This window comes from Halorubrum sp. Eb13 (genome assembly GCF_002252895.1).
Classification (GTDB): domain Archaea; phylum Halobacteriota; class Halobacteria; order Halobacteriales; family Haloferacaceae; genus Halorubrum.
Window position 1 is genome coordinate 1 of sequence record NZ_NHPE01000143.1, and the last position, 21648, is coordinate 21648.

General features: G+C 70.2%; 23 protein-coding genes. 11 read left to right on the forward strand and 12 right to left on the reverse strand.

The annotated features are described in order from the left end of the window. Positions 1-324 precede the first annotated feature (324 nt). Complete coding sequence (cmk, locus tag DJ75_RS16305; protein WP_094525474.1) at positions 325-939, forward strand: (d)CMP kinase; 615 nt, start codon at positions 325-327, stop codon at positions 937-939. Positions 940-1025: 86 nt separating this feature from the next. Here cmk and DJ75_RS16310 read toward each other — a convergent pair whose 3' ends face one another. The 4 genes from DJ75_RS16310 to DJ75_RS16325 all read right to left on the reverse strand — a co-directional run bounded on the left by DJ75_RS16310 (position 1026) and on the right by DJ75_RS16325 (position 5124). Further along, positions 1026-1409 (reverse strand): SaoD/DsrE family protein, encoded by a 384-nt coding sequence (locus DJ75_RS16310; RefSeq protein WP_094525475.1) that lies wholly within the window; start codon positions 1407-1409, stop codon positions 1026-1028. Positions 1410-1507: 98 nt separating this feature from the next. Further along, the gene (locus tag DJ75_RS16315) at positions 1508-2572 is read right to left on the reverse strand and encodes a YncE family protein (RefSeq protein ID WP_094525476.1); all 1065 of its coding nucleotides are present in this window, start codon (positions 2570-2572) and stop codon (positions 1508-1510) included. Next, positions 2569-3744: a sulfurtransferase gene (locus DJ75_RS16320; protein ID WP_094525477.1), complete on the reverse strand. Its 1176-nt coding sequence runs from the start codon at positions 3742-3744 to the stop codon at positions 2569-2571. The genes DJ75_RS16315 and DJ75_RS16320 overlap by 4 nt, the downstream gene beginning before the upstream one ends. After that, the gene (locus tag DJ75_RS16325; protein WP_094525478.1) at positions 3745-5124 is read right to left on the reverse strand and encodes a twin-arginine translocation signal domain-containing protein; all 1380 of its coding nucleotides are present in this window, start codon (positions 5122-5124) and stop codon (positions 3745-3747) included. A gap of 155 nt (positions 5125-5279) precedes the next feature. Between DJ75_RS16325 and DJ75_RS16330 the strand changes: the two genes are divergently transcribed. Next, the gene (locus tag DJ75_RS16330; protein WP_094525479.1) at positions 5280-6488 is read left to right on the forward strand and encodes a YeeE/YedE family protein; all 1209 of its coding nucleotides are present in this window, start codon (positions 5280-5282) and stop codon (positions 6486-6488) included. A 29-nt stretch (positions 6489-6517) separates the two neighbouring features. Here the strand turns inward: DJ75_RS16330 and DJ75_RS16335 are convergent, their stop codons facing one another. The 3 genes from DJ75_RS16335 to DJ75_RS16345 form a co-directional block, all read right to left on the reverse strand. Beyond that, the gene (locus DJ75_RS16335) at positions 6518-7648 is read right to left on the reverse strand and encodes a HAMP domain-containing sensor histidine kinase (RefSeq protein ID WP_094525480.1); all 1131 of its coding nucleotides are present in this window, start codon (positions 7646-7648) and stop codon (positions 6518-6520) included. Positions 7649-7817: 169 nt separating this feature from the next. Further along, a complete protein-coding gene (locus DJ75_RS16340; RefSeq protein ID WP_094525481.1) occupies positions 7818-8153 on the reverse strand; it encodes a rhodanese-like domain-containing protein in 336 nt (111 codons plus the stop codon). 2 nt (positions 8154-8155) lie between these two features. Continuing rightward, positions 8156-8455: a sulfurtransferase TusA family protein gene (locus DJ75_RS16345; RefSeq protein WP_094525482.1), complete on the reverse strand. Its 300-nt coding sequence runs from the start codon at positions 8453-8455 to the stop codon at positions 8156-8158. 150 nt (positions 8456-8605) lie between these two features. On the opposite strand from DJ75_RS16345, the gene DJ75_RS16350 reads away from it, so the two are divergent. Next, positions 8606-9625, forward strand: a complete 1020-nt coding sequence (locus DJ75_RS16350; RefSeq protein ID WP_094525483.1) for a PLP-dependent cysteine synthase family protein — start codon at positions 8606-8608, stop codon at positions 9623-9625. 33 nt (positions 9626-9658) lie between these two features. Here the strand turns inward: DJ75_RS16350 and DJ75_RS16355 are convergent, their stop codons facing one another. Next, complete coding sequence (locus tag DJ75_RS16355) at positions 9659-9922, reverse strand: MoaD/ThiS family protein (protein ID WP_094525484.1); 264 nt, start codon at positions 9920-9922, stop codon at positions 9659-9661. A 342-nt stretch (positions 9923-10264) separates the two neighbouring features. Here DJ75_RS16355 and DJ75_RS16360 point away from each other — a divergent pair, with 342 nt between their 5' ends. After that, positions 10265-11128 (forward strand): molybdopterin-synthase adenylyltransferase MoeB, encoded by an 864-nt coding sequence (locus tag DJ75_RS16360; RefSeq protein WP_094525485.1) that lies wholly within the window; start codon positions 10265-10267, stop codon positions 11126-11128. A 563-nt stretch (positions 11129-11691) separates the two neighbouring features. Here the strand turns inward: DJ75_RS16360 and DJ75_RS16365 are convergent. After that, entirely contained in the window at positions 11692-12120 is a 429-nt protein-coding gene (locus DJ75_RS16365; RefSeq protein WP_094525486.1) for a desampylase, read from the reverse strand. A 127-nt stretch (positions 12121-12247) separates the two neighbouring features. On the opposite strand from DJ75_RS16365, the gene DJ75_RS16370 reads away from it, so the two are divergent. Beyond that, on the forward strand, positions 12248-12724 hold the full coding sequence (locus DJ75_RS16370; RefSeq protein WP_094525487.1) for a DUF302 domain-containing protein: 477 nt from the start codon (positions 12248-12250) through the stop codon (positions 12722-12724). 32 nt (positions 12725-12756) lie between these two features. On the opposite strand, the gene DJ75_RS16375 is transcribed toward DJ75_RS16370, so the two are convergent. Then, on the reverse strand, positions 12757-13221 hold the full coding sequence (locus DJ75_RS16375; RefSeq protein ID WP_094525488.1) for an MGMT family protein: 465 nt from the start codon (positions 13219-13221) through the stop codon (positions 12757-12759). Between the two features lie 136 nt (positions 13222-13357). Here DJ75_RS16375 and trpC point away from each other — a divergent pair, with 136 nt between their 5' ends. The 4 genes from trpC (at position 13358) to DJ75_RS16395 (ending at position 17296) form a co-directional block, all read left to right on the forward strand. Continuing rightward, a complete protein-coding gene (gene trpC / locus DJ75_RS16380) occupies positions 13358-14236 on the forward strand; it encodes an indole-3-glycerol phosphate synthase (protein ID WP_094525489.1) in 879 nt (292 codons plus the stop codon). Further along, a complete protein-coding gene (gene trpB, locus DJ75_RS16385) occupies positions 14233-15537 on the forward strand; it encodes a tryptophan synthase subunit beta (protein ID WP_094525490.1) in 1305 nt (434 codons plus the stop codon). Before trpC ends, trpB begins: the two co-directional genes overlap by 4 nt. After that, positions 15538-16422, forward strand: coding sequence for a tryptophan synthase subunit alpha (trpA, locus tag DJ75_RS16390; RefSeq protein ID WP_094525491.1), 885 nt, complete (start codon positions 15538-15540; stop codon positions 16420-16422). 82 nt (positions 16423-16504) lie between these two features. Further along, a complete protein-coding gene (locus tag DJ75_RS16395; protein ID WP_094525492.1) occupies positions 16505-17296 on the forward strand; it encodes a 2-amino-3,7-dideoxy-D-threo-hept-6-ulosonate synthase in 792 nt (263 codons plus the stop codon). Positions 17297-17317: 21 nt separating this feature from the next. On the opposite strand, the gene DJ75_RS16400 is transcribed toward DJ75_RS16395, so the two are convergent. Beyond that, a complete protein-coding gene (locus tag DJ75_RS16400) occupies positions 17318-17896 on the reverse strand; it encodes an NADPH-dependent FMN reductase (RefSeq protein WP_094525493.1) in 579 nt (192 codons plus the stop codon). Positions 17897-17979: 83 nt separating this feature from the next. Further along, positions 17980-19527 carry an HTTM domain-containing protein gene (locus DJ75_RS16405; protein WP_094525494.1) on the reverse strand — a complete coding sequence of 516 codons (1548 nt, stop codon included), beginning with the start codon at positions 19525-19527 and terminating at the stop codon, positions 17980-17982. 185 nt (positions 19528-19712) lie between these two features. Here DJ75_RS16405 and DJ75_RS16410 point away from each other — a divergent pair, with 185 nt between their 5' ends. Both DJ75_RS16410 and DJ75_RS16415 read left to right on the forward strand, forming a co-directional pair. Further along, entirely contained in the window at positions 19713-20885 is a 1173-nt protein-coding gene (locus tag DJ75_RS16410) for a 3-dehydroquinate synthase II (protein ID WP_094525495.1), read from the forward strand. Positions 20886-21021: 136 nt separating this feature from the next. Next, positions 21022-21633 carry a hypothetical protein gene (locus DJ75_RS16415; RefSeq protein ID WP_094525496.1) on the forward strand — a complete coding sequence of 204 codons (612 nt, stop codon included), beginning with the start codon at positions 21022-21024 and terminating at the stop codon, positions 21631-21633. Positions 21634-21648: the final 15 nt, after the last annotated feature.

Genomic DNA, 21648 nt, shown 5'->3' on the forward strand with positions numbered 1-21648 from the left:
GCGGATTCAACAGAGCAGTTCGAACTCGAATGGGATGAGAACGACGGTGAGGAGGGTGGCGGAAGTGATCAGTTAGAAATCGAGTAGTCACTCCGCACGCACGCTGAGCGGGTGGTTCAAGCGAACTTCTCTGGAACAAATGTAGCCTCTGTGCTTACTTCACCCTCTATATACAGCAGCCGGAACCGATCAATCACTGACGATTTTAAGAGAGCCGCCGTGTCGGTGGAGCCGACCGCTTCCGCCGACGCCCCGGACGCGGCCCCCTCGTCGCGGTGTGCGAACCGGCCCGTTTATCCGGGATCCGTCCGTGGCGGCGCACGTATGAGTGGAACCTCGCCGGCGACGGAGCGGGAGATCGACCGCAACCTGTTCGTCACCGTCTCCGGCCCGCCCGGCTGCGGGGCGACGACGCTGGTCGAGGCGCTGGCGGAGGCGCTCGACTGCGGCTACGTCTCCGGGGGGGAGCTGTTCCGAGAGATCGCCGCCGAGCGCGACATGAGCCTCTCGCAGCTCATCGCGAAGACGGGCGAGTCCGAGGAGATCGACCGCGCGCTCGACCGCCGGCTCCGCCGGATCGCCGAGAAGTGGGGCGCCGCGAACAAGGCGTTCATCCTGGAGTCGCGCCTCGCCGGCTGGATCGCCGGCAACCGCGCCGATGTCCGGATCTGGCTCGACGCGCCCGACGAGGTGCGCGCCGACCGGACGCTCGACCGCGAGGAGATGACCTCCGAGATGCAGGTCCGCGAGGTGATAGAGGAGAAGCGGTACAAGTCGTACTACGGGATCGACCTCTCCGACCGCTCCATCTACGACCTCGCGATCAACACGGGACGGTGGGATCCGGAGACGACGCTCGACGTCGCGCTCACCGCGATCGAGGGCTACGACGTCGAGGCCGACGAGGGCGCGTTCGACACGCCCGACTTCGAGATCTAGCGGACCTTCTCGGCCCGCGTCCTTCCGGGCCCGGCCTTCTCGCCCTGTCTTTCCGGACCCGTCCTTCTCGCCCTGCGGTCCCTCGCCTACAGCGTGATCACGTGGTCGACGCCGACCTCGCCGAGCGCCGCGTAGAGGTCGGGGAAGCAGCCGACGGTCGCGCCCTCGACCGTGTTCGTCGGCTCGTACCGGTCCCGGCCGTGCTCGTCGGTGCGGTCGAACTCGGCGAGCCCGCGGCGGGTCGCGCACTGATCGCAAAGCATGAGGAGGATGTCCCGCTCGGCCGCCACGTCGGCGAGCCGCTGCCCCAGCGGGTCGCCCCCGCGGAGCGCGTAGGTGTTGTCGTGGAAAAAGAACATCCCGACCACGTCGGCGCCGTGCGCGTCGGCCTCCAGCTGCGGGAGGATCATGTCCCCGAGCACGTAGTCGATGGTCTGTCCGGCCGTCGCGAAGACGTAAGCGACCTTCATACCGCGTGGTCGAGCGGTCCGCTGATTGCTCCGCGGGCATCGGCAGCGTTCCCCGGTGTCTGTGACGACGGTTCGCGGCCCCGACCGCCGGACCGCGCTCAGACCACGACGGACCCGAAGGGATACGCGCCCGTCTCCGCCGTCCATATCGGACCCCGCGAGACGTCGACGAGCGAGACCCGGTCGTCGTCGTAGTGCGAGACGACCAGCCGGTCGCCGACGCGGGTCGCGGCGAGCCCCGGCGCCGGGGTGTCGACGATCGCGCCCGAAAGCGAACGGAGGCCGTCGGCGGCCGCGTCGAGCACCCACCGCTCGCCGCCGATCCTGAACAGGTCGACGGGCCGGTCGAACCCCTCGTGGACCGCCGCGAGCCCGAGGTCGCGGTCGAACTCGTGGACGACGCCGTCGCCGCGGCCGGGGACGAACACCCGGTCCGCGGTGACGACGAGGTCGTACGGGTCGGCGCCGACCGCGGCCTCGCCGAGGACGGAAGCGTCGGAGGCGTCGCCCGGCTCGTCGGTGCCTCCCGCCGCGTCGGGCCTTCCCGGCGCGTCGGCCCCTCCCGGCGCGTCGACTCCCTCCGGATCGAACGCGACGACGCGGGCGCCCGCCTGATCCACGGCGTAGCCGCGGTCGCCCTCGGGGCCGACCGCGACGCCCTGCACTCGGGCGTCGGGACCGACATCGACGGCGCCGAGTCGCTCGCGGGCCGCGGGGTCGACGACGTCGACGACGCCCTCCCGGCGGCTGCCGGCGTAGAGCCGATCGCCGTCCTGAGAGACGGCGACCTCGTGGGGCTCGGCGCCGACCCCGATCCGGGCGACGAGGGTCAGCGACTCGGGGTCGACGACGGCGAGCGCGTCGCCGGCGGTACAGGAGACGAACAGCTCCCCGTTCGCGGTCGCGAAGTGCGAGGGGCCGAGCACGCCCGTCTCGACCCGCGAGACGGCGCCGTCCGCGTCGACCGCCGTGACCGCTCGCTCGCCCATCGTCGCGACGAACGTCCGTCCCCCGCGGGTCGTCGCGTGGACCGGGTGGCTGCCGACCGGGACCTCGCCGAGGGGCTCGCCGTCGGCGAGCGCGAACAGCGCGAGCGCGTCGTCGCCCTCGCAGGGGACCGCGACGATTCGGTCGGGCGGACCGTCTGAGCCGCTCTCGCTCATCCGGTACAGGAGAAGTCGCCGCCGCCGTCGTCGCCGCCGACGCTCCCCTCCGTCTCGATCACGGCGCTCGTCTTGGTCTCGACGGGGTACCGCCCGCGGTCCCCCTCGACGTTCGACCACTCGCCGAACCCGCCGTCGTACAGCCGCACGTCCTCGAAGCCGATCGCCCGCAGCGTCAGCCACGTGGACGTGGGGTCGACGTTGTCGTCGCCGTAGACGACCACGGTGCCCGAGCGGTCGAGCCCCGCCCGGTTCTCGTACAGCTGCACGAGCTCGCCCGGGTCCGTCATCTGCCGGCCGTCGACGTTGCCGACCCAGTGGACGCCGATCGCCCCGGGGAGATGTCCGTGGCGGTCGTTGTCGGGATTCAGGGCGTCGGCGGCGGGCGCTCCGAGGTACGCCTCCGGGACGCGCACGTCGACGAGCCCCGGCCCGTCGCCGTTGAACGTCCCGACGCGGTCGGCGAGCCACTCGCGGGTGACCCACGCCGACGCGGCGGGGTCGGCCTCGTACTCGGTCGGCTCGACCCGGTCGCGGGAGCCCGTTCCGAGCCGACCGTTCCAGCCCGAGAGGCCGCCGTTGAGGACGCGGACCGATCCGGCGTGGCCCAAGGCGACGAGCGCGAACGCGGTCCGGGTGACTCGCGACCCGACGCTGGCGCCGTAGACGAGGACGTCGTCGTCGGGGGACACCCCGACCTCACCGAACGCGTCGGCGATCGCCTCGACGTCCGGGACCAGTCCGGCGTCGGTCGACGCTCGGCTCGTGACCGCGTCGAACGGGACGCGCCTGGCGCCGTAGATCCGCTCCTCGCGGAAGCGCTCGGTGTCGCGAGCGTCGAGGACGACGACGTCCCCCCGGTTCTCGGCGAGCCAGCTCGGTCCGACGAAGTGCGAGACGTTCCCGCTCAGCCCGTACTGCGCGGCGGTGTCGGCCGGGGTGGTGATCCCGAGACAGCCGGCCGTGCTCGCCGCGCCGGCGGCCGTCGCACCCGCCGCGGCGCGGAGGAGGCCTCGGCGAGTCGACGCGGGATCGGACCCGCTCGTCTCGTCTGCTCCGGCCGCGTCGCTCTCGGCGGGGTCGGCGGGCGAGTCGCTCTCGGCGGGGTCGGCGGGCGAGTCGCTCTCGGCGGGGTCGGCGGGACCGTCGTCGCGCACGTTATCCGAGGCCATCTACCCGCAGTAGCAGTGGTCGTCCATGCACCACGACGCCTCCATCTCGCCGAACGCGATGCCGAGCGAGGCGAGCGACGCCTGGAGGCTCGACACCGCGTCCTCCTCCGGGCGGACCGTGCCGGCGACCGCGCCGGTGGGCGCCTCGCCGGCCTCGACGGTCGCGACGACCTCCCGCTCCGCGTGGTCGATCACGGCGACCTGGTTCGCGTCCTGCACGGGGACGTACAGCTTCTCGCGGTTCGGCCCCCACGCGCCGGCGATGCTGCTGCCGCCGACGTCGAGCGTCGTCGCGTACTCGTTCGCCTCCAGGTCGACGACGCCGACCCCCTCGCCGGGGATGAAGAGGTACGCCGCCGAGTTGTCCGGGGCGACCTCGCTCGTGATCGGCGCGCCCGGGAGCCCGTCGTCGCGGGTGACCTTCGCGATCTCCTCCGGGTTCTCCGGGTCGGAGATGTCCCAGACGCTCTCGGAGCCCTCGCGGGGCACCTCGGGGTCGCCGCCGAGCGTCCCTTCCCCGTTCTCGACGAGCAGGAGCTCCCCGTCGAACGAGGCGGTGCACATGAAGGGGAGGACGTTGCCCTCGGTGACCGGTTCGCCGGCGTCGACACGCGTCACCGTCTCGAACGGGTCGACGCTCAACACGCGGACCGCCTCGTCGGCGACGTCGACGACGAAGGCGTAGTCGCCGTTCGGGCCCAGCGTCATGTCGCAGGGGCCGACGTAGCCGGTCTCGATCTCGGCGGTCACCTCGCCGAACGCGTCGCTGTCGCGGTCCGCGTCGACGCGGAAGATAGCGTGGGCCTCGTCGCCCTCGGGCGCCATTCCGGTCGTCCCGCCCGAGGCGATGAGGAGGTGCTCGCCGTCGGGCGTCACGTTCGGATAGTTCGGGCCGTATCCGGTCTCGACGAAGGCGAGCTCCTCGAGGGTGCGCTGGTCGAACGCGCGGACGCCCCCGGAGACGTTCAGCCAGAGCACGTCGTGCTCGTCGTCGACGCCCGTGGCGTACTGGTTGGCCGGGAAGGAGGCGGTCGTGCCGAGGAACGCGGTGTTGAGCAGCTCGTCGCTCTCCGTGTCGATGACGCTCAGCGTTCGGTCGCCGTTGTTGAACACGAACATCGTCGGCGCGGGCTCGTCGCCGTCACCGCCGCCACCGCCGCCGGAACAGCCGGCCAGCGCCGTCGTCGCGCCGACGGCGCCCGACGCCTGCAGGAGGCGTCGCCGGTCGATCCCGTCGGCGAAGGGGTTGCGCCGGTCGTCGTTCGCCAGCTCGCTCCCCTTCGCGGGACGGGGACCCGCGTCGGCGGACGCGTCCGGCGCGGCTTCGCCGGAGTCGCGCGGCGCCGAGTCGTTCGATCCGCATCCGCAGTCGTCGCTCATATCCGCACGACGCGGCTCGCGCCTAAAGGGCTCCCGGAGGCGCGCTTCGTTGCCCCGTGTGTCAAATAGCGGCAAGTGTTGTTTGTTCCTCTGATCATCGCGCACCGTTACCGTCTTCAGCGACGTTTTACGCCGGGGAGCACTCGACCCGCGTAATGATACTGTCTCCCGTCGCGTACGTCGGGATATCGATCGCGGTCGGCCTCTCGTTCGGCGTGCTGTTACAGAAGGCGCGGTTCTGCTTCGTCAGCGCGTTCCGGGACTTCGTCGCGTTCAAAGACACGCGCGTGCTGAAGGGACTGCTCGCCGGGCTCGCGGTGATGACCGTGTTCTGGAGCCTGCAGGCCACGTTCGGTTACTTCCGCGGCTTCTGGACGCCCGCGTGGGGGCTGGGGTCGCTGTTCGGCGGCTTCGTCTTCGGCCTCGGGATGACGCTCGCCGGCGGCTGCGCGTCCGGCACCCTCTATCGGGCCGGACAGGGGTACCTCCAGTTCTGGCTCGTCCTCCTCTTCATGTTCGTGGGGTACGTCCTCTTCGCGTTCGCGTTCCCCGTGGCGGAGACGTACTACTTCCAGACGCTGAACCCGTTCGAAGGGCGGACGCTGTACCTCTCGCTGCCGTTCTCGCCGGCGATCACGGGGACGCTGGCGGTCGCGGCCGGCACCGTCGCGTACGCGTTCGTGAAGGGGCGGAGCCGGCTCCCGGACGACCCCTCAGGCGGGACCGGCGTGGGGGCCGACACACGCGCACAGGCCGTTCTCGGCGCCTCTCGGACGCTCTCGGCCGTCTCGGTCGGCCTGCGTGGCATCGCCGACGGCACCGTCGAGTACGTCCGCGGCCTCCGCGGCGACGACCGACCGGTGAGAGTCCGGCTCCGCGACTCGTGGGACGCGCGGACCGCGGGCGTCGCGATGGCGGTCGTCGCGAGCCTCTGGTTCTACGTGCACGGCCACTGGGCGATCACCGGCAGCGAGGCGCGCTGGGCCGGCTACCTCCTCGCGCAGACCGGCTACGACGTCGCGAGCGTCGAGTACTGGGGCTCGATCCTCTTCCGCGACGGCGACATCTCCCTGAGCATCGACATGGTGATGATCGCGTCGCTCGTCGTCGGCTCCTTCCTCGCCGCGTACGCCTCCGGCGACTTCCGGATCCGGAAACCGAAGCTGAACCGCGTGCCGAACTACGCCGCGGGCGGCCTCCTGATGGGCGTCGGCTCGCGGCTCGCCGCCGGCTGCAACATCGCGAACCTCTTCTCGGGGATCGCGCTGCTCTCCGTGCACTCGTTCCTCGCCGGCGGGGGGATCGTCCTCGGCGTCTACGTCATGACTCACTACATGTACCGCGAGGTCGGCTGCGCGATCTGACCGACGGCGCCGATCCGCCGTCGGTCCGGTCAGTCCGCCACCGGATCGAGCACGGCGACGTCGCTGACCTCGAACCGAGTGCCGCCGTTCGGGGCGTCCGTGACCGCGATCTCCCAGCCGTGCGCGGAGACGACGCTCGCGACGATCGCCAGCCCCAGCCCGCTCCCCTCCGACTCCGACGAGTACCCCCGCTCGAAGACGGAGTCGCGCTCGATCTCCGGGATGCCCGGTCCGTCGTCCTCGACGAAGAACCCCGCGTCGTCGGGCAGCGCGCCGATCCGGACCGTGACGTCGTCGCCCCCGTGCTCGATCGCGTTGCGAAAGAGGTTCTCGAACAGCCGCCGCAGCCGGTCGGGGGCCGCCCGGATCGCCAGGTCCGACTCGACGCGGAGCGCGGACTCCTCGGTCACGACCGATCGCCAGCATCGCTCGGCCACCGACCCCAGTCGGATCTCGTCGGCCGACTCGACGGACCGGCCCTGTCGGACCATCGTCAGCACGTCCTCGATGAGCTCCTCCATGCGGTCGAGCGCGGTCGCCGCCGTGTCGAGGTCCCGATCGCCGGTCGACTCCCGAGCGAAGTCGACGTACCCCTGCGCCACCCCGAGCGGATTGCGCAGGTCGTGGGCGAGCACGCTGGCGAACCGGTCCAGCCGCTCGATCTCGACCGCGGTGCGCCGACGCTGCAGCTCGTGTTCGAGCACCCGGGCGATCAGCTCCGCGAACAGCGTTTCCTCGTCGCTGAAGGGCCGCGATCGGGCGCCCTCGGAGACGAAGCAGACGGTCCCGTAGAGCTCGTCGTCGACGACGAGGGGGCTCCCGTGGTAACAGCGGAGTTCGTGCGCGTCGAACGCCGGGTCGTCGGCCCACCCCTGTTCGGGGGCGTCGTGGAGCGCGACCGTCTCCCGATCAGCGACGACGCGCCGGCAGTAGGTGGTCCCGAGGTCGAGAACCAGTCCGGCCGGGAACGCCCCCTCAGGCGGGTCCGTACTGGCGACCGTCTCCCAGTAGTCGCTGTCGGAGTGGATCTCCGTCAGGTGGGCGTTTTCGACGTCGAGGTACCGTTTCCCGAGCGCGAGGGCTCGTTCTGCCTTCTCGTCGAACTCGCGCGACTCGTTCATCACCTCGTAGAGCTCTCGGCGGGCCTTCTCGGCGTCCATGCGGGCCACTAACTGGCCTGCGGTACAAAGAGATACGCCAATGTGACAGTCGGACGCACATATAGTTTCAGAGACCGCTGTGCGGGCCGCCGCCCTCTCCGAGCGCTGCCGACGGAAACCGGGGGGCGGGTCGGGGCGACCTCCGTGTCAGCGGACAGATCGGGGCGAACTACGCGTCGGCGGACGCGTCGGTCTCCAGCTCGAAGTCCCACTCCTCGTAGCCGCCGGACATGCTGGCGACGACGATGTCTTCCTCGACGCCCTCGTAGCTGCTGATCAGCATCGCGGCCTGCTTCGATGACTGGCCGACCGGACACGCGCAGACGACGTCCCTGTCGTCCCAGTCGATGTCCGGGACCATCGACGGGAGGTCGCCGAGCGGGACGTTGATAGCGCCCGGGATGTGACCCCGCTCGTACTGTTCCTGCGGTCGCGTGTCGATGACGCGGATGTCGCCATTCTGGACGCGCTCGTTGACTTCCTCGGGGGTGAGTTCTTCGACCATGATCACTCCTTCCGCATGAAGATGCGGTAGCGGCCGTCGCCCGACTTCCAGACCTTCGCGGTCGCGTCGTCGCCGACGGCCTTCGGGACGTTCTCCGTGCTCGGGACGTGGTCAGTCTCTTGGACGAGCACGTCGCCGGGGGAGAGCCCCGCGACGGCCTTCTTGGCCTCGACCTGCGGGTACGGGCAGACCTCGCCGGTCATGTCCTGTACTTCGGTCGCGTCCTCGAAGAGCGCCTCGGCGGTCTCGTCGTCGAGCTCGTCGGGCATCTCGACGACGTCGTCCCACGATGGTTGGCTCATACGGCTCGGTAGACGATTCGCCGTGTAACGCCTTTCGTGACCGGCAGGCTTCTCCCGTATCTCTGACGGGCGATCGCGACGCACGACCGCGATAGGCGCCGAGACAGCCGTTTCCGTCGGACTCTTACCCGGGAGCGATCTACGAAGCCCATGAGCCAGTACGTCGTCGACGAGTCGACGATCTTCGAGACGCCCCTCGTGGAGCTCGACCTCGACCTCGGGGCCGACGCGGACGTGTACGCGAAGGCGGAGTGGTTCAACCTCTACGACGCCCCCCACGGCGGCGGGTCGATCAAGTCCCGGATCGCGAAGGGGATGCTGGACGGCGCCGAGGAGCGCGGCGACCTCGAGTCCGGCGTCACCGTCATCGAGCCTACCTCGGGCAACACCGGCAGCGAGGTGGCGCGGCTCGCGGCCGCCCGCGGCTACGACGTCGAGATCGTCATGCCCGACAACGCCGCCGGCGGGAAGGTGGACGCCGTTCGGGACGCGGGCGCGGAGATCCACTTCGTCGACGCCAACCTCGGCTACGACGCCGTCATCGAGCGCTGCGAGGAGATAATCGCCGCGGACCCAGAGGCGTACTTCCGCCCGAACCAGTACGAGAACCCCGACAACCCGGGCACCCACGAGCGGACGACCGCCCGGGAGATATACGAGGCGACCGACGGCGACGTGACTCACTTCGTCGCGGGGGTCGGGACGGGCGGGACGATCACGGGGACCGGCCGGGGCCTGACGGACCTGAGCGACGGGGCGACGGAGATCGTCGGCTTCGAGCCCGACGAGCAGCTCCACGCCATCGACGGCCTGAAATACCTCAAGACGGGCGACCACTACCACCCCGAGACGTACGACGAGTCGGTGCTCGACCGGACGGAGTACGTCGCCACCTCGGACGCGTACGACCAGGCGCGGGCGCTCCGCGAGCGCTACCTCGACGATCCGGTGCCGATCGCCGACCTCGGCCAGCACGACGAGGCGACGGTCCGCGAACACCTCCGCGTCGACGATCAGTTCGTCGTGGGCACGTCGGCGGGCGGCGGCGCGGCCGTCGTGGCGAACCTGGACGCGGCGGGCGAGCTCGACGACGACGACGTCGTCGTTTTCATGCTGTGCGACCGCGGCGACAAGTACGCAGACATCCCGCTCTGGGAGGACTACTTATAAGCGAATCCCGCCGCGAACCGAGAGACGGACCGGTTACCGACCGCCGGACGCCGCCGGGATGACGCGGACCTGCGCGTCTGCCGGGACCTCGGCGTCGACGCCGTCGACGGGCGTCCCCTCGACGTAGACGTTGATGAACTCCTTTATTTCGCCGTCTTCGAGCACGCTGTCTCTGAGCTCCGGGCCGTGCTCGTCGGCGTGGTTGTCGAACAGTTCGTTGACGGTCTCCCCTTCGACCTCGACCTCAGAGGTCGCGGACCCGCCGACGAGGACGGCCGGCAGCTTAATCGTGGCCATATTAGCGGTTCTCGTCCCAGTCAAAAAAGGACCCCGCCGACGGCAACGGTGGCCCCGGTCTAACACGACCGCCGAGCCCGGAGCGACGCGCCCGCGACGGACGTTCTGCCGTCGGTCCCGCGTCCGCGACGAGTCGAGCGAGGCCGTCGTCGGGCGCGGTACCGGCCGGCTCCCCGTGCGCCGCCGGTCGTCCTCTCGATGCGTTGCGGGCCGTCCCCCGATGCGCCGCGGGCCGTCCCCAGATGCGCAACCGGTCGTGCGAACCGGGCGCATCTCCGAGATGTCGGCAGCACGCGCCGGTGGGCGGCCGTCTTATTGGTTTGCAGCGACAAGCGGCGGCAAATGAGCGACCTCGACCTCGATCCGACGCAGCTCGACCGGTACTCCAGGCACATCATCATGGACGACGTCGGTCCCGAGGGGCAGAAGGCCCTGCTCGACGCCGAAGTGCTCGTGCTCGGCGCCGGTGGGCTCGGGGCGCCGATCATCCAGTACCTCGCCGCCGCCGGGGTGGGGACGCTCGGCGTCGCCGACGACGACGAGGTCGAGCTGTCGAACCTCCAGCGCCAGGTGATCCACGGGAACGACGACGTGGGACGGAAGAAGGTCGACTCCGCCGCCGACTTCGTCGAGGGACTCAATCCCGACATCGACGTCCGGAAGCACGAGCTGCGGGTGACCCCGGACAACGTCGAGGAGCTAATCTCCGGCTACGACTTCGTCGTCGACGGCACGGACAACTTCGCGACGCGGTACCTCGTCAACGACGCCTGCACGCTCGCCGGGATCCCCTTCTCGCACGGCTCCATCTTCAAGTTCGAGGGGCAGGTGACGACGTTCGCGGGCGACGACGACTCGCCGTGTTACCGCTGTCTGTTCCCCGAGGCGCCGCCGGCCGGGATGGTCCCGAACTGCGCGACCGCCGGCGTCCTCGGCGTGCTCCCCGGCACCGTCGGCTGTCTGCAGGCGACGGAGACGGTGAAACACATCATCGGCGAGGGCGAGTCGCTGGACGGCTCGATGCTGTTCTTCGACGCGCTCGACATGGAGTTCGACAAGGTCGAGATCCCCAAGCAGGACGACTGCCCGGTGTGCGGCGACGACCCGGCCATCGAGTCGGTACAGGACGTCGAGTACGACGCCTCCTGCGCCATCGACGTCGGCGGCGACGACGAGGCGGAGCCCGAGATCGAAGCGAGCGACTGATCGGTCGGGCCGAGGCTCGGAGAGAATTCCCTCTCGACGCGAGCGCTGATTGCGATGTGCACTCAAAAACGAGCGTCAGCGACGCGAGTTAACTCATAAACGATGCGGTGGCGCGTGCCTCCGAGGCCGTCTCGCGGCCGAGGAGCACGCGCGAGGTCGTCGGGCTTCGCCCGACTGCCAGAGGCGCGGAGCGCCTCGCTGTCGCCGGCGCTCCGCGCCGGCTGCCAGAGAATCTCCGATTCTCGCTGGAGTCGCGACCGAAGGGAGCGACGAGGCTGGGGAGGCGTGAGGCTGCCAGGCGGTGCGGTCGGGTGGGACTCAAACGGGCAGCCGCCGGCGGCGTCGCCGCCGGCTGCCAGCGGCGCGAAGCGCCTCGCTGCCGCGAGGGCGAAGGCGGTCTTCATCGGTGACCTAGCGTCGACCGCGTACAGCCGATCGGCTGTGGATTTAGCGGTTTTCACCGCCGATCTAGAATCAACCACGTATAAACGAGCGGTCGAGGCTGCGAAGCCCGTCACCGCCGACTCCGAGATTCACAAGCGGACGTCGTATCCGAACCCGTCCTATCGCTCGCTCCGCACCGAGACGGTCTCCTGTTCGAACCCCTCCTCGTCGCCCCGCCAGCGCCACGAGCCGACGAACGGGTAGCCGTCCAGCGCGCAGATCACGTACGAGTGACCGGGCCAGGTCGCCCGCGCGGCGTCCGTCTCGCTCGGGTGCGTCGGGCCGGTCGGGTGCGAGTGGTAGAACCCCACCACGTCGAGCCCGTCGTCCTCGATCGCTTCGATGAGCTCGAACTGCTCCTCGGGGTCGATGAGATAGCGGATCTGGGGCGTGTCGGCGACGTTCTCCGCCTGATACGCCTCGGTGACGACGCTCGGCTCGCCGTCGGTGCCGTGGGTGCCGGCGAGCACGCCGCAGATCTCCGCCTCGCCGCCGCCGTACGCGTGGTACACGATGTCGTCGTACACGGCCCGTGAGAGTTCGATCATGGGCGAGCGAAGGCGACTCCGACCGATAAGTCCGTCCCGACCGGCAAAGGGCGCGCTCCGTCACAGGTAGCGGCAGTCGTTGACGGGCCGGGGGAGGGTTTTTCCCGCCGCGGTCGGAGTCACACCCATGAGCGACGCCCGAAGCGGGTCCCCGGCGCCGACCGCCGACGAGGCACTCCACACGACCCTCGACATGCCCTTCGACGACGCGGTCCCGTTCGTGCAGATCGAACACGAGCTCGCCGACTTCGAGACGGTGCAGGTGACGCGGCTCGATCAGATGATCGAGGGGATGCTCGGCCACGACGACGTCGAGCGGACGGCGCTCATCGTCGTCTGTCACCCCGAGATTGCGTTCGACGCGATCGAGATCGACCCCACGCTCGCCGGGATGCTCCCGTGCACCACCATCGTGTACGAGCGCGAGGGCGACGACTTGGTCCACGTCCACCACACGTCGGCGACGAAGGCGATCCGCGACCTCGGCTGCGCGCCCGCGGACTGCGGCGGCGCGGTCGACGACCTCGTCGAGAAGACCGGCGAGCTGATGACGGTCGTCTGGGAGAACATCGAAGAGCACGGTCGCGGGCGGCCGTCCGAGTAGGTCGCCGAACTCCCGGCCTCGGGCCCTCCCCGCTACAGCCCTTCGACGCGACGCAGCGCGTCGCGTACCTCTCCCGGCGTCTTGTAAGGGCCGCCCTGTACCCGGTGGTCGGGAAGGAGGATGGGGATCGGGTTCTCGTCCAGCGCCGTTCGCACGAGTCTGAGGTCGTCGGGGTCGTCCGCGTCGAGCGCCGCCAAGCGTGTGAGCCGACTCACGGACACCTCCTCGCCGTAGGGGACCGTCCGGAGCGCTTCGAGGACGTCGCGGCGGTCCGTCGGCACCGTGAGTCCGACGGCGACCTCGGCGAACTCGTCTCGCTCCCCGCGGACGTACGCGCCGATCCGGTCGAGGAGTTCGTGATCCGGCCTCGCGTCCGCCGGTATCTCCGCCGGGAACGACACCGAGATCACCCGTCCGCCGGCGAATCCGACCTCCACCGCGCGACCGAGGCCATCGAACTCGCGGGCGAAGACGCCCGACGCTCCCGTCGAATTCATACCCGTCATACGACGGCCCCGACGGTTAAAATGATGGGACGGACGGAGCGTCGCGTCGCCGACTCGGCCGCTCGTCCGTTCCGGGCGGGTCACGCCCGCAAGCCTTATGAACAGATACGTGCATTAGTGTACACTAATGGAGGATCCAACCGAGCTGGCCCCTGCGGTCAGGTCGATCCTGTCGGCGGCGCGCGAACGGGCGGCAGAGGGGCGTACCGACCGCGTCGCCGTCGACCCGCGCGACCTGCGCGCCGCGTTCGACCGGGCCGAAGAGGACGGTCGCGTGCCGGTCGTCGCGGAGGTCAAGCAAACGAGCCCCACCACGGACGGGACCCGCGAGGACGACCCCGTCGCGCTCGCCGAGGGGATGGTCGCGGGCGGCGCCGCCGCGCTGTCGGTGCTCACGGAGCCGGAGCACTTCGGCGGGAGCGTCGAGGTGCTCGACCGCGTGCGCGAGGCCGTCGACGTGCCGGTCCTCCGGAAGGACTTCGTCGTCGCCGAGCCCCAGCTAGACGCCGTCGAGAGCGACGTCGTCCTGCTGATCGCGCGGTTCGTCGGCGACGACCTCCCGGACCTGTTGGCCGCCGCCCGCGATCGCGGCTTTCAGGTCCTCGTCGAGGTCCACGACCGCGAGGAGCTGGCGCGGGCGCTCGACGCGGGCGCGACCGCGATAGGCGTGAACAACCGCGACCTCGCGGAGCTGGTCGTCGATCTCGGAACCTTCGACTCCGTGGCGCCCCACGTCCCGGACGACGTGACGCTCATCGCCGAGAGCGGTGTCGGATCCCCCGCCGACGTCCGGCGGATGCGGGCGGCCGGCGCCGACGCGCTGCTCGTCGGGAGCGCGATCATGGACGGCGACGTCGAGGCGAACACGCGGGCGCTGACGCGGGCGGAGGCGGACGGCGAGGCAGAGACGGACGGCGAGGCTGAGGCGGACGAAGACGCGGAGACGGACGAAGACGCGGAGGCGGTCATCGACGAGACCACCGACACCACGGAGACACCCACATGAGCGAAACCGAATCATCGACGAGCGAGGTTGGAGAGCTTTCGCGCCGCCCGGGCCGCGAGCGCGGCCGAGAGGACGGGAAGTTCGGCCGCTACGGCGGCCAGTACGTCCCCGAGGCGCTGATGCCGGCGATCGAGGAACTGACCGACGCCTACGAGCGGTACGTCCTCGAGAACGAGGACGGCTTCATGGACGAGCTCCGCGAGCGGCTCGCGGACTTCGGGGGGCGCCCGATCCCGCTTCAGCGGGCCGACCGGCTCTCCGAGCGCTACGACACCGATGTCTACCTCAAGCGCGAGGACCTGCTTCACGGCGGCGCGCACAAGCTGAACAACGCGCTCGGGCAGGTCCTGCTGGCGAAGTACATGGGGAAAGAGCGGATCATCGCGGAGACGGGCGCGGGCCAGCACGGCACCGCGACCGCGATGGCGGCCGCCCACCTCGACATGCCCTGCGAGATATACATGGGCGAGCGCGACATCAACCGCCAGCGTCCGAACGTCTTCCGGATGAAGCTCAACGGCTCCGAGGTGAATCCGGTGACCGCGGGCCGGGGCACTCTGAAGGAGGCCATCTCGGAGACGATGCGCGACTGGGCGACCACCGTCGAGAACACCCACTACGTCATCGGGTCCATCGTCGGCCCGCACCCGTTCCCGGTGATGGTCCGCGACTTCCAGGCCGTCATCTCGGAGGAGGCGCGCGCGCAGACTATCGAGAAGACGGGCGCGCTCCCGACCGACGTGGTCGCCTGCGCCGGCGGCGGCTCGAACACGATGGGGACGTTCGCGGCGTTCGTCGACGACGAGGAGGTCGCACTTCACGCGGTCGAGGCCGGCGGCTCGACGCTGGAGGTCGACGAGGAGGCGGGCGTCGCCCCGAACTCCGCCTCGCTCTTCACCGGCGAAGAGGGCGTGCTCCACGGCGCGCGCACCAAGCTCCTGCAGGACTCCGACGGGCAGATCATGGAGAGCCACTCGATATCCTCCGGGCTCGACTACGCCGGCGTCGGTCCGGAGCTCGCGTACCTCGTCGACGAGGGCCGCGTGAATCCCGTCGCCGTCGACGACGACGTCGCGCTGGAGGGGTTCCACCGGCTCTCGCGCACGGAGGGGATCATCCCCGCGCTGGAGACGGCCCACGCCTTCGGCTTCTTAGAGGAGCACCACGAGGAGCTCGGCGAGCGCGTCGTCGTGAACGTCTCCGGGCGCGGCGACAAGGACCTCGACGCGGCCATCGAGGAGACGGACAAGCGCGACATCGACGAGGCGCCGGACATGTCGATGTTCACGGGGGGGATCTGAATGGCGGAGCGGACCGCGGAGTCGACGGCGAAGCCGGAGACGGGAAACTCGGCCGCGATAGCCGAGGCGTTCGCCGACGGCCCCGCATACGTCCCCTACCTCGCCGTCGGCGACCCCTCCTACGAGGCGTCGCTGGAGTACGTCCGCGCGCTCGACCGCGGCGGCGCCGACGTCATCGAGCTCGGACTCCCGTTCTCGGAGCCGATCGCCGAGGGGCCGACGATCCAGGGCGCCCTCGTGCGCTCGCTCGACGGCGGGATGACGCCGGACCGGTTCTTCGCGTTCGCCGAGGAGCTCGACGTCGACGCGCCGCTGGTCTGTATGACGTACTACAACCTGATTTACCAGTACGGAGAAGAGGCCGGTCCCCGTCCCTTCGTCGAGCGCGCCGCCGCGGCCGGCATCCAGGGGCTCGTCGTTCCGGACCTACCGGCGGAGGAGGCCGACCCGCTCCGGGAGGCCTGCGACGAGTTCGGCCTCGACCTCGTCTTCATCGTCGCGCCGACCACGGTCGGCGACCGGCTCGACCGGATCATGGGGCGCGTGTCGGGGTACGTCTATGTGCAGGCGCGGCTCGGGACGACCGGCGCGCGAGACGACGTCTCCGAGCAGACCACGGAGAGCCTCGACCGGCTCGCGGAGTACGACGTGCCGAAGGCCGTCGGGTTCGGCATCTCGGCGGGCGAGCACGCGGAGCGCATCGTCGCCGGCGGCGCCGACGGGATCATCGTCGGCTCGGCGCTCGTCGACATCGTCGCCGAGGGCGTCGAGGAGGATCTGCCCACCGACGAGGTCGCAGACCGGTTGGAGGCGCTCTCGCGGGAGCTGAAGGAGGGCGCCGAGCGCGGCCACGCCGCCCGCGTCGGCGCGGCGGAGTCGCGGTGACCGCGGGTTCGAGCCAATACGACCCCGAACGAAACCCACTTACCTGCGATTGCCACACTCTCACACAACGACCGAACCCATCATGACAGCAGGACTCTCGGCACGACTCGAACGCATCTCCACAAATGACCGGTACCTCATCGTCCCGATGGACCACGGGATCACGATGGGCGCCGTCGACGGCCTCGTCGACATCGAGTCGACGATCGACGGCGTCACGCGCGGCGGGGCGGACGCGGTCCTCACGCAGCGCGGCGTCGCCCCCCGCGTCCATCCGAACAAGAACGACGCGGGCTACATCGTCCACGTCAACGGGTCGACGACGATCGGCCCCGACGAGAGCGACAAGCGCGTCACCGCCACCGCCGAGGACGCGGTGCGCGCGGGCGCCGACGCGGTGTCGTTCCACATCAACGTCGGCTCCGACCACGAGCCCGACCAGATCGAAGAGCTGGCGGAGCTGACCGCCGACGCCGACCGCCTCGGCCTGCCGGTGCTCGCGATGGCCTACGCGCGCGGCCCCGGCGTCGACGAGACCGATCCGGAGTCGCTCGGGCACGCTGTCCGGCTGGCCGAGGAGCTCGGCGCCGACGTGGTGAAAACGGGGTACTCCGGCGACGGCGACTCCTTCGCCCGCGTCACGGAGTCGACCCGGCTGCCGGTCGTCATCGCCGGCGGGTCGAAGGGCACCGACCGCGAGACCGTCGAGATGGTGCGCGGCGCGATGGACGGCGACGCCGCCGGCGTCTCGATGGGACGGTCGATATTCCAGCACGAGGACCCCGAGGGGATCGCCCGCGCCGTCTCGGCGATCGTCCACGACGACGCGGACGTCGAGGAGGCGCTCCGAGCGGGCGGCTTCGTCGAGGCGTAAGGGGTCACGCAGCGCCGGCGGTCACCTCGCCCCGACGTTCTGCTCTCCCTCGAACGAGTCCGGATCGGGCTCGATGTCGGCGTACTGCACCGCGCGACGCCCGAGCGTGAGCGCTCGGTCGTCGAGGGCCTCGTCGACCAGGTCACCGTCCTCGAACTGCGCGTGGGCGCGAGGAACGGCGACCTGATGCGGGATCACCCACGCGTTGAGCGCCCGACAGACGGAGCGGAGGTGTTCTAACGCGGTCACCGGGAAGCCGCCGCCGGCGACCGCGAGGAGGCCGACGGTCTTGTCCTCGAACTCCTCGAAGCCGCAGTAGTCGAGCGCCGTTTTCAGCGTCGAGGAGTACGAACCGTGGTACATCGGTGTCCCGAGGAGGACGGCGTCGGCCGCGCGGACCCGCGCGGTGAACGCGTCCGCGTCTCCCGCCGAACCGCGGTCGGCGTCGTACGTCGGCAGGTCGTACTCGCGGAGGTCGATCGGTTCCGGGGTCCCGCCCGCACGGCGGACTCCGTCGAGCGCGCGACCGACGGCCAGTCGCGTGTAGCTCGTCTCTCGGAGGCTCCCCGCGACGCCGACGACGCGTGGTGAGTCGGACATGGCTCACGCCACGCGCCATCGCCACTAATACGATCGGGGCGATCCGGTCTCGGGAAGCGACGCGACGCGGAGCGCCGCCGCGATCAGCAGGTGACGCTGACCCGCTCCTGCGGCTCCGGCTCCCCCACCGGCCCGTTCGGGTCGACCGTCTGCTCGACGTGGAAGACGGTCACGGACTCCACCGAGCCGTCCGTCCGCTCGCACGCGTACGCCGCCAGCGGTCGGTACTGCGTCTCCCCGGCGTACCGGATTCGGTGGCCGTACTGATGCCAGAGGGTCGTCGGATACGTGTCCGCCGCGTCCGGTGGACGGTCGAACGCGACCGGCCCGCCGTCCGACGCGTCGACCGTCGCCCCGGATTCGAGCGTCGCTCGGACGACGTACCAGCTGGAGGTGTCGGGCGGGTTGGGCGCGAAGAACGACCAGCTCACCTCCGAGAGCTCGCCGGCCGACTCCGACGCCGGCATGTCGACGAGCCCGACCCCCGCGGCCTGCCAGACCACGAGCGCGACGAAGACGCCCACGAGCAGGACGGCGGCCGCGACGCGGATCCCGCGACGCGCCCGCGACGTGACCGGAGACGCGGTTTCGGTCGCCCTTCCGCCGTCGCTTCGGTACGCCCGCTCTGGGAGCCGAGACGGCCCGGGGAGGTTCGACGCGAGCAACTCGACGGCGTCCCAGACCCTCGGCGGGAAAAACAGGAGCAGGACCGAGACCATGACGAACGGGAACACGCCGAGCCGCATCGTCGCGGCCATGCCGAGGTGCGCGGAGACGAACGCGAGGGCGACGCCGGTTCGCAGCCACCCGGTGGCGGCGACCAGCAGCACGGACGCAGAGAGGAGCGCGATCCAGAGCCAGTTTATCGCCGCGAGGACTGCGGTGTGGTCCGAGACGAACGGGCCGAACAGCACGACGAACTCCTCTATCTGGAAGATCCGCGGGACCGCGACGCCCGACATCCACGCGTCGCTCCGGTACTTGGAGACCACGTTGGCCGCGTAGATCGAGGCGATCGTCAGGAGGGTGACGGCGGTTCCGAGCGAACAGACCCGCTGACCGACGCCGCTCTCACCCCCGTCAGACGCGCCTTCATCGGCGTCGTCGCGGTAACCGGGGTCGCTCGACCGGCCGGCACCGAGCGACCACCGGGCGTCGAGCGGGAGAAAGAGGCTCAAAAAGAGGAGTACTATCAGGATCGTGTTCCCGCCGTTGATCACGAACGGGTTGCGAGCGTAAAGCGACGCGAGCAGGACGAGGGAGAGACCCGTCGACGCTCGCGTTCGGTAGCCGACGAGCAGGCAGACGGCGGCGCACGCGCCGAGCGCGAGGAGCCCCGTTTGGACCCGCGCCGAGCCGGACGCCGCGTGGATCGAGACGGTCTCCAAGAACGGGTACAGCTCGGCGAGCGTCGAGCGCGGCAGGACGCCGTCATCGGTGTAGAACGCGCCCACCACCGGGAGGCGGTAGACGAGCAGGTCACCGAGGAGTAGGAGGGCCAGCCCGATCCGGAACGCGCCCAGCGCTCGCGGATCGATCCCGAGGTGCGGCGCGGCGCGCTCCCGGAGGGCCTCGCGCGCAGCGGCGTATCGGGACCCCGCGTTCGAGGGCCACCGGCGTGGTGTCTTCATTCGGGGGTGTACGTCCTACGATACAAGCTTAGTTATAAGTGCTTTGTCGTCTACGGGTCGTTGCGTCGCCAACGGCGGACGGTCCCGCCGCGCCGTCGACCGCGAATGACGCTCCCGTCGCGCAGTCGCCCGCAACGCGCGACCCTTCCGCAGTTTTCAAGCCCGCCCGCCGTGAGGTTCCGACAATGACACGCACGGTCTGGGTGAAAGCCGACGGGAGCGTCGGCGACTGGGAGGCGCGCAAGCGACGGATCACGACCGCCATCGAGGCCGGCGCGGACTGGGTACTCGTCGACGAGGCGGACGTGGGGCGCGTCCGCGAGCTTGGCGACGTCTCGGTCGCGGCGTTCCGCTCGGAGGCGGACGTCATCGACGACGCCGAGAGCGACGCCGAGGCCGACGCCTACTTCGTCGGCAAGGGCGGCGAGGGCGACGGGACGATCGACCTCCCGAACGACTTCTCCGGTTCCGCGGACCTCACGACGGTCCGCCGGAGCGACGACCGCGCCCAGGGCGTGTACGTCCGCGTGCTGGGGACCGAGTACGAGCGGTTCGCCGAGGAGGCGGCGGCGGACGCCGAGTACACGATCGTCGTCGGCGAGGACTGGTCGATCATCCCGCTGGAGAACCTGATCGCGCGGGTCGGCGAGGAGACGCACCTCGTCGCCGGCGCGACGACCGCGGCCGAGGCCCGGACCGCCTTCGAGACGCTGGAGATCGGCGCGGACGGCGTCCTCCTCGACAGCGACTCCCCCGACGAGATCCGGGGCGCGGTCGACGCCCGCGACGCCGCCGACCGCGAGACGCTCGACCTCCGACACGCCGAGGTGACCGCGGTCGAGCGCACCGGGATGGCCGACCGCGTCTGCATCGACACCGGCTCGCTGATGGACGACGACGAGGGGATGCTCGTCGGGTCGATGTCGCGCGGGCTCTTCTTCGTCCACGCCGAGACCGCGGAGTCGCCGTACGTCGAGTCGCGCCCCTTCCGCGTGAACGCCGGGGCCGTCCACGCCTACGTCCGCAACGCCGAGGGCGGCACGAACTACCTCGCGGAGCTCTCCAGCGGCGACGAGGTGCAGATCCTCGACACCGCGGGTCACACGCGCGAGGCGATCGTCGGGCGCGTGAAGATCGAGAAGCGACCGATGTTCCGGCTGCAGGCCGAACTGGAGACCGAGGACGGGGTCGATCGCGTGGAGACGCTCATCCAGAACGCCGAGACCGTGAAGGTGGCGACGAGCGACGGCAAGAAGGCCGTCACCGATCTCGAAGCCGGTGACGAGGCGCTCGTTTATTACGAGGACGTCGCGCGCCACTTCGGCGAGGCGGTCGAGGAGAGCATCATCGAGAAGTAGCGAGGCCGAGCAGCGAAACGTCGAGCGTCGCGGTAGCGGGACGGCGAACGAGGCCTTTTAAACTGATCCGCGTGTCGGTGATCGTCAAAAATGTCGCAACGAAAACCAATATGTTCTGCATGTTCCATCCGCTTCCATGGCAGTCATTCACGAGCATGACCGCGTGGAGGAGGCCAACTGGCTGGAGCGCGTCGCGCATCTCGCGCAAGCCGCCAACCCGGCGTTCGCGGCCGGGAGCGTCATTGTGCCGCTGTCGTTCGTCGCCGCCGGCGTCCTCCTCTCGAGCACGACACTCCTGTTTTATACCCACGTCGCCGCCGGCGCGGTCTGGTTCGGGTTCGCGCTGATCTTCCCGGCGGTCATCGGGCCGACCCTCGGCGGCCTCGATCGCGAGACCGCGGCGGACGTGACGACCGCGCTGACGCCGAAGGTCGTGTTCTTCGTGCTCGGGTTCTCCCTGACGACAGTCGTCTCGGGGACGATCCTGCTCGGGTCCGTCTTCGGACTCGGCTACGGGTTCTCCGGACGGTGGCCGACCCTCTCGCTGACGCTGGGCTGGGGACTCTTCGTCTTCGGGCTGCTCGTCCCGAACCGGATCCACCTGAGCGCGTACTACGAGAGCCGGTCGGCGGAGCCCGACGCCTCACGACTCGAGGCGATCGAGAAGCGGAATCTCGTCGTCGGACTCCTCGAGGCGGGCGCGATGCTCGCGATTATCGTGCTGATGACGGGGCTCCGGCTGGGGTGAAGCCCGCATAACCCA

Coding starts and splice junctions, on each gene's coding strand:
- cmk (WP_094525474.1), top strand. CDS start 325: ATGAGTGGAACCTCGCCGGCGACGGAGCGGGAGATCGACCGCAACCTG.
- DJ75_RS16310 (WP_094525475.1), bottom strand. CDS start 1,409: ATGAAGGTCGCTTACGTCTTCGCGACGGCCGGACAGACCATCGACTAC.
- DJ75_RS16315 (WP_094525476.1), bottom strand. CDS start 2,572: ATGAGCGAGAGCGGCTCAGACGGTCCGCCCGACCGAATCGTCGCGGTC.
- DJ75_RS16320 (WP_094525477.1), bottom strand. CDS start 3,744: ATGGCCTCGGATAACGTGCGCGACGACGGTCCCGCCGACCCCGCCGAG.
- DJ75_RS16325 (WP_094525478.1), bottom strand. CDS start 5,124: ATGAGCGACGACTGCGGATGCGGATCGAACGACTCGGCGCCGCGCGAC.
- DJ75_RS16330 (WP_094525479.1), top strand. CDS start 5,280: ATGATACTGTCTCCCGTCGCGTACGTCGGGATATCGATCGCGGTCGGC.
- DJ75_RS16335 (WP_094525480.1), bottom strand. CDS start 7,648: ATGGACGCCGAGAAGGCCCGCCGAGAGCTCTACGAGGTGATGAACGAG.
- DJ75_RS16340 (WP_094525481.1), bottom strand. CDS start 8,153: ATGGTCGAAGAACTCACCCCCGAGGAAGTCAACGAGCGCGTCCAGAAT.
- DJ75_RS16345 (WP_094525482.1), bottom strand. CDS start 8,455: ATGAGCCAACCATCGTGGGACGACGTCGTCGAGATGCCCGACGAGCTC.
- DJ75_RS16350 (WP_094525483.1), top strand. CDS start 8,606: ATGAGCCAGTACGTCGTCGACGAGTCGACGATCTTCGAGACGCCCCTC.
- DJ75_RS16355 (WP_094525484.1), bottom strand. CDS start 9,922: ATGGCCACGATTAAGCTGCCGGCCGTCCTCGTCGGCGGGTCCGCGACC.
- DJ75_RS16360 (WP_094525485.1), top strand. CDS start 10,265: ATGAGCGACCTCGACCTCGATCCGACGCAGCTCGACCGGTACTCCAGG.
- DJ75_RS16365 (WP_094525486.1), bottom strand. CDS start 12,120: ATGATCGAACTCTCACGGGCCGTGTACGACGACATCGTGTACCACGCG.
- DJ75_RS16370 (WP_094525487.1), top strand. CDS start 12,248: ATGAGCGACGCCCGAAGCGGGTCCCCGGCGCCGACCGCCGACGAGGCA.
- DJ75_RS16375 (WP_094525488.1), bottom strand. CDS start 13,221: ATGAATTCGACGGGAGCGTCGGGCGTCTTCGCCCGCGAGTTCGATGGC.
- trpC (WP_094525489.1), top strand. CDS start 13,358: ATGGAGGATCCAACCGAGCTGGCCCCTGCGGTCAGGTCGATCCTGTCG.
- trpB (WP_094525490.1), top strand. CDS start 14,233: ATGAGCGAAACCGAATCATCGACGAGCGAGGTTGGAGAGCTTTCGCGC.
- trpA (WP_094525491.1), top strand. CDS start 15,538: ATGGCGGAGCGGACCGCGGAGTCGACGGCGAAGCCGGAGACGGGAAAC.
- DJ75_RS16395 (WP_094525492.1), top strand. CDS start 16,505: ATGACAGCAGGACTCTCGGCACGACTCGAACGCATCTCCACAAATGAC.
- DJ75_RS16400 (WP_094525493.1), bottom strand. CDS start 17,896: ATGTCCGACTCACCACGCGTCGTCGGCGTCGCGGGGAGCCTCCGAGAG.
- DJ75_RS16405 (WP_094525494.1), bottom strand. CDS start 19,527: ATGAAGACACCACGCCGGTGGCCCTCGAACGCGGGGTCCCGATACGCC.
- DJ75_RS16410 (WP_094525495.1), top strand. CDS start 19,713: ATGACACGCACGGTCTGGGTGAAAGCCGACGGGAGCGTCGGCGACTGG.
- DJ75_RS16415 (WP_094525496.1), top strand. CDS start 21,022: ATGGCAGTCATTCACGAGCATGACCGCGTGGAGGAGGCCAACTGGCTG.